2 protein-coding genes are annotated in these 1,073 nt (G+C 36.8%); both read right to left on the reverse strand.

Annotated elements, in window-relative coordinates; translation table 11 throughout:
• The coding region (locus AB1422_19590) for a transposase (GenBank protein ID MEW6621505.1) at nucleotides 1-203 on the reverse strand (203 nt) is incomplete at its 3' end.
• Between the two features lie 88 nt (nucleotides 204-291).
• The coding region (locus AB1422_19595) for a transposase (protein MEW6621506.1) at nucleotides 292-1,073 on the reverse strand (782 nt) is incomplete at its 5' end.

Here is a 1,073-nt window from a genome sequence, read left to right on the forward strand (position 1 = left end):
CCTGATTTCCTTTCCATTGTTTTCGCTATGCATTCATCAAGTGTAACATATCCTGTTTTTACTGAAAAGAGTTTATCAAATGCCTCATTTAATCGTTTTTTCTCTTTCTCATCTGGATTGGATTTATATGCCGTAAGTTCTTTGTAGTAATCCCATATCTTGTGTCTGAATCCTTCCACCAAATCCTTATGTGCCTTAAACACTGGTATCAGCTTTGCATAATGTCGATCTTCATGTACCCAGCATAATGCATTAAGTTCTGTTATACCCCCAAATTGTTTGGCAGCATCACTAAAGGAGTATCTTTATCTTTTCACTTAAGTTCTGCTCCTGATACCATGCCACTGCTGATGCTTCGAGGATAATATCTCTATATCGAGTTTTTATCTTTCTATATACCTGCTCAAGTTTATTTATAAATTCTTTCTTGCTCATACCAGATGACCATACTGCTCCAGCAATTGCTCTTCTGATATGCTCTGGCACATTCTTTTGCTTAAGGTATTTCATGGTTGCCTCATTTATGGTGTAGTGTAACTCTTTGGCCTGACTTAATATCCCTAATACTGTCAGTCTACTTTTTTGCGGATTGATAAAGAATGCACTGTAGTACTCATTGCATAATACTGAAAAATACTGACTGGTTCCCATCACTCGTGCTCCAGTATCATCTATGTGTTGGTAACTGGTGCTGGATATTCCTGCCTCAATTATCTTACTTTTTCCCTGGTGAAATTTATCCTTGTCCTTAATCAGGATATTCGATATATGTCCGGCTGATATCTTTATCCCAATATCCTTTAACTTCTGCTCAGTCTTATCCTCTGTTATCCGATAATCATAATACCATGTTAATATCCATGACTTTAAACTCGGGTCATATCCATCACTTAAATGTTCTGGAAGATTCGCCTCATAAAGATTACCTGTTGATTTTGAATAGAAACGCTCTAATCTATATTCGGTATTGTAAGGCTCTATTTTAATCCCCTGGATTACTACTGAACGATATCCTTTATGCCGTGCATCATCAGGCAAATCTCCTTTATACCTTACTACTTGCTGGTTATGAA

It is taken from the genome of bacterium (assembly GCA_040757115.1).
In the GTDB taxonomy this organism is placed as follows: domain Bacteria; phylum UBA9089; class CG2-30-40-21; order CG2-30-40-21; family SBAY01; genus JBFLXS01.